Origin of the sequence: Pseudomonas sp. FSL W5-0203 (assembly GCF_001896155.1) — a bacterium.
GTDB classification, from domain to species: Bacteria; Pseudomonadota; Gammaproteobacteria; order Pseudomonadales; family Pseudomonadaceae; genus Aquipseudomonas; species Aquipseudomonas paracarnis.
This window is the reverse complement of record NZ_MPOR01000083.1, coordinates 1-5472: the sequence shown is the minus strand read 5'-3', so window position 1 is coordinate 5472 and position 5472 is coordinate 1. Positions and strand designations below refer to the sequence as shown.

Annotated in this window: 2 protein-coding genes; both read left to right on the top strand. The window is 63.1% G+C overall.

Features of this window, described 5'->3' with window-relative positions; genetic code table 11:
* Nucleotides 1-637, top strand: a 637-nt coding sequence (locus BOP96_RS29000) for a phosphopantetheine-binding protein (RefSeq protein WP_238346877.1), incomplete at its 5' end; no start/stop codon positions are given.
* Between the two features lie 3 nt (nucleotides 638-640).
* Nucleotides 641-5472: non-ribosomal peptide synthetase (locus tag BOP96_RS28995; protein ID WP_138726260.1), on the top strand; the 4832-nt coding region annotated here is incomplete at its 3' end.

Genomic DNA, 5472 nt, shown 5'->3' with positions numbered 1-5472 from the left:
GGGGCGTGTGGACCATCAGGTGAAGATCCGCGGTTTCCGTATCGAACTGGGGGAAATCGAAGCGCGCTTGCGTGAGCAAACCAGTGTCGGTGAAACCGTGGTGGTGGCCCAGGAGGGGCCGACCGGCAAACAACTGGTGGCCTATGTGGTACCGGCCGACGCCAGCCTGGCCGACCAGGTTGAGTTCCGTGACACCCTGCGTCGCGCCCTGAAAGCCGACCTACCGGACTATATGGTGCCCAGCCACTTCGTATTCCTGGCGCAGATGCCGCTGACCCCCAACGGCAAGCTCGACCGCAAGGGCTTGCCGCTGCCGGATGCGAGCCAGATGCAGCAGCAGTACCTGGCCCCGCAAACCGAGCTTGAGCAGCAGATCGCCACGATCTGGGCCGACATCCTGCACCTGCCGCAAGTGGGCCTGAACGACAACTTCTTTGATGTCGGTGGCCACTCCTTGCTGGCGATCCAGATTACCTCGCGGGTGCAGGCCGAGCTCGGCCTGGACGTACCGTTGATGGAACTGTTCCAGACTGAATCGCTGCGCGCCTACGTGCAGGCCGCAGCCACTTTCCGCGCCGGCAGCGTGGAAGATTTTGATGACCTTCGTGACTTCTTGAGCGAACTAGAGGCGATTTGAACCATGCTTTCCAACCCTAATATCGACCTGGTGTCGCGCTTTCTTCGCTTGCCTCTGGAGCAGCGCCAGCAGTTTTACCAGCGCCTGCAAAGCCGGGGCATGAGTTTCGCTCAACTGCCGATTGCTCCCACCCGCCACGACAGCGACACACCGACGTTGTCTTACGCCCAGGAACGCCAGTGGTTCCTTTGGCAACTGGACAAGGACAGCACCGCCTATCACATCCCAGGCGCCCTGCGTTTGCACGGGCACTTGGACCTGGCAGCGTTGCAACGCAGTTTCGACAGCCTGCTAGCCCGGCATGAAAGCTTGCGCACGCAATTGGTCGATGACGGTCAACGCCTGTGGCAGGCAGTGATGCCGCAGGCACGGGTGCAGATCCAGCAGGCGCACGTCGACCAAGCGCAGTTGATGGCGCGGGTGGAAGAGGAGGTGGCGCGGCCGTTCGATTTGCACCAGGCCCCGTTGTTGCGTGTGACGCTGTTGCAACTGGCCGAGGATGAGCATGTGCTGGTGATGGTGCAGCACCACATCGTCTCCGATGGCTGGTCGATGCAGGTGATGGTGGAGGAACTGGTGCAGCTCTACGCCGCCCATAGCCAGGGCCATGACCTGCAACTCCCGGAGCTGCCGATCCAGTACGCCGACTACGCGCTGTGGCAACGCGGCTGGATGGAAGCCGGGGAACAGGCGCGCCAACTCGCATATTGGCAGGCCCTGCTGGGCGGCGAGCAACCGGTGCTGGAATTGCCGCTGGACCGTCCGCGCCCGGCGCAGCAAAGCCATCGCGGTGCAAGCCTGCAGGTGCATCTGCAACCGACGCTGGTGGCGGGGCTCAAGCGCCTGGCGCAGCAAGAGGGTGTGACCGCGTTCATGCTGCTGCTGGCGTCGTTCCAAGCCCTGTTGTATCGCTACAGCGGGCAGTCGGATATCCGCATTGGCGTGCCGAACGCCAACCGTAACCGTGTCGAAACCGAGCGGCTGATCGGCTTCTTCGTCAACACCCAGGTACTCAAGGCTGACCTTGACGGGCAGATGCGCTTTGCCGAGCTGCTGCAACAAACCAAACGCCGAGCCCTGGAGGCCCAGGCCCATCAGGACCTGCCGTTCGAACAACTGGTGGTGGCGTTGCAGCCCGAGCGCAGCTTGAGCCACAACCCATTGTTCCAGGTGATGTTCAACCACCAGACCGATGCCCAAGGCGGCCGCGAAGGCCAGCAGTTACCGGGCCTGCGTGTGGTGGAACTGGACTGGGACAGCCAGACCACCCATTTTGACCTGAGCCTGGACACCCATGAATCCGCCGACGGGCTTTGGGCCGCGCTGACCTACGCCACCGACCTGTTCGACGCCGCCACCATCGAGCGCTTGGCGCAACACTGGCAACACCTGCTGCAGGCGGTGGTGAGCGCACCCCGCAGCCGCCTCTGTGAACTGCCAATAGTGGGTGCCGCTGAGCAACACAGGATGCTCCAGGACTGGAACACCCCGGCCGGTGTCACCCCCTTTGAGGCTGTACACCGGCTGTTTGAAGCCCAGGCTGATCAGCAGCCGGAACGTCAAGCCCTGGCCCTGGATGAGCAGACCCTCAGCTATGGGGAACTGAACCGTCAGGCCAACCGCCTGGCGCATTATCTGCTGGCTCAGGGCGTCGGCCCTCAAGGGCTGGTGGGGATCGCCGTGGAGCGCTCCTTTGCCATGGTGGTCAGCTTGCTCGCGGTGCTCAAGATAGGAGCGGCCTATGTGCCGCTGGACCCTGAGTACCCCCGCGAACGCCTGGCGCATATGCTTGAGGACAGTGGTGTGGGCCTGGTGTTGACCCAATCGCACCTGCATGGGCGCCTGCCGTTACCGGCCCAGGTGCTGGCGGTGGACATCGACCGGGTCCAGGCGCAGTTGGCGTTGCGTGCCGACGATAATTTGCCGGTTGAGGTCGAGCCCCAGAGCCTGGCGTATGTGATCTATACCTCCGGCTCCACAGGCAAGCCCAAGGGGGTTGCCATCAGCCATGCAGCACTGAGTGAGTTCGCTGGCATCGCGGCGGATTACTCGCAGCTGGTTGCCCAGGACCGAGTGTTGCAGTTTGCCACCTTGAACTTCGACGGTTTCGTCGAGCAGCTGTACCCGGCGCTGACCCTTGGTGCCACCGTGGTACTGCGTGGCCCGCAGTTGTGGGACGGTGCCGAGCTGTATCGGCAGATCATTGCCCAGGGCATTACCCTGGCCGACTTGCCCACGGCCTACTGGAAGCTGTTCCTGCAAGATTGCCTCGCAGCAGGCCCAAGGACCTATGGTGCCTTGCGCCAGATCCATATCGGCGGCGAAGCCATGCCGTTGGACGGCCCGCTGTTGTGGCAGCGCGCCGGGCTCGGCCATGTGCGCTTGCTCAATACCTACGGGCCTACCGAGGCCACCGTGGTTTCCAGCGTGCTGGACTGCACTGACCCGAGCGCCGTCAGCGCCGGCGGTGCCAGCCCCATTGGCCGGGCGCTACCAGGGCGTGGCCTGTATGTGCTGGACCGTGACCTGAACCTGCTACCGCTGGGCGCCGTGGGTGAACTCTATATCGCCAGCGCCAATGGCTTGGCCCGTGCGTATTTGCAGCGGCCGGGCCTGACCGCCGAGCGCTTTGTCGCTGACCCGTTCAGCCCATCCGGCGAGCGCCTGTACCGCACCGGCGACCTGGCGCGCTATCGCGCCGATGGTGTGGTGGAGTATGTCGGGCGGGTCGATCACCAGGTCAAGGTCCGTGGTTTTCGCATAGAACTGGGTGAGATCGAAACTGTGCTGCTGGCCCAGGACAGCGTGCGTGAAGCGCTGTTGCTGGCTGCCGACAACCAACTGCTGGCCTATCTGGTACCTGCGCAGACGCTGTCTGAAACCGAGCGCGCCGAGGTGGGCGAACAGCTGATGGCCACCTTGCGCGACCACCTGCCGGACTACATGGTGCCGGCGCACCTGATCTTCCTCGAGCGCATGCCGCTCAACCCCAACGGCAAGCTGGATCGCCAGGCCCTGCCCAAGCCAGATGCCAGCGTGGAACAACAGGATTGGCGGGTGCCGGTCACCCCGTTGCAACAACAGGTGGCGGCGATCTGGGCGGCTATTCTGGGGGCCGAACGGGTGGGCTTGAACCAGCACTTCTTCGAACTGGGCGGGCATTCCTTGCTGGCGATGCAGGTGGTGTCACGCATCCGCCAGACGCTGAGCCTGGAAGTGCCGCTCAAAGCCGTGTTCGAACACCCGCGGCTGGAGGCGTTTGTCGCGGCCATGCAAGCCCAGGAGAGCCCATCGCCAACGGCGCCGGCCCTGCTGTCGGCCGGGCGCGTGCAGCCGTTGCCGCTGTCTTACGCCCAGGAGCGACAATGGTTTCTCTGGCAACTGGAACCCCACAGTGCGGCGTATCACATTCCCAGCGCGCTGCGCCTGAAAGGGCAATTGGACCTGGCTGCGTTGCAACGCAGTTTCGATAGCTTGCTGGCGCGTCATGAAAGCCTACGCACCCATATCCGCCAGGATCACGACGGCGCGGTGCAAGTGATTGAGCCGCCAATGTCCTTGCCGATCACCCAGGCCGATGCCGATGAAGCCCAGCTCAACGCCAGGGTGCAAGCGCTGATCGCCCAGCCGTTCGACCTGCAAGAAGGACCGTTGCTGCGTGTCACGCTGTTGCGCCTGGCCGCCGACGAGCATGTGTTGGTGTTGGTGCAACATCACATCGTCTCCGATGGTTGGTCGATGCAGTTGGTGGTCGAGGAACTGGTGCAGTTGTATGCCGGTTACAGCCAGGGCCAGGACGTGCAGTTGCCGGCGCTGCCGATCCAGTATGCCGACTATGCCGTATGGCAGCGCAGCTGGATGGACGCCGGTGAGAAGCAACGTCAACTGGCCTACTGGCGTGAGCTGTTGGGCGGTGAGCAGAGCGTGCTGGAGTTACCGTTCGATCACCAGCGCCCGGCTGTGCAGAGCCACCGCGGCGCACGCCTGGCATTCGAGCTGACGCCGGAACTCACTCAGGGGCTCAAGGCTTTGGCCCAACAGCAGGGCGTGACCCTGTTCATGTTGTTGCTGGCATCGTTCCAGACCTTGTTGCACCGCTACAGCGGCCAGGAAGAAATACGTGTCGGCGTGCCGATTGCCAACCGCAATCGCAGCGAGACCGAGCGCTTGATTGGTTTCTTCGTCAACACCCAGGTGCTCAAGGCCGATGTGCATGGGCAGATGAGTGTCGAGCAGTTGCTGCAGCACGTTCGGCAACGCGCCCTGCAAGCCCAGGCCCACCAGGATTTACCGTTCGAACAACTGGTCGAAGCCCTGCAACCTGAGCGTAGCCTGAGCCACAACCCGCTGTTCCAGGTCATGTTCAATCATCAGACTGACGTCGGCCAGGCTCAGGTTCAGCACCAATTGCCAGGGCTGCGGGTAGAAGGGCTGGACTGGGACAGCAAGACCGCACATTTCGACCTGGACCTGGATATTCAGGAGTCCACCGAAGGTATATGGGCCACCTTGGGTTATGCCCAGGACCTGTTCGAAGCCAGCACCGTGCAACGCATGGCGCGTCACTGGCAGAACCTGCTGCAAGGTATGGTCGCCAACCCACGACAGCAGCTCAGCCAGTTAAGCCTGCTGGACGCGACCGAACAACAACAGATCCTGCAACTGTGGAACCGCACGGAGTCTGGCTTTTCGGCCGAGCGCCTGGTGCACGAATTGGTCGGCGATCGCGCCCGCGAAACTCCGGACGCGGTGGCGGTGAAATTCGACGCGCAAACCCTGACTTACGGTGAACTGGATCGCCAGGCCAACCGCCTGGCCCATGCCTTGATCGCCCG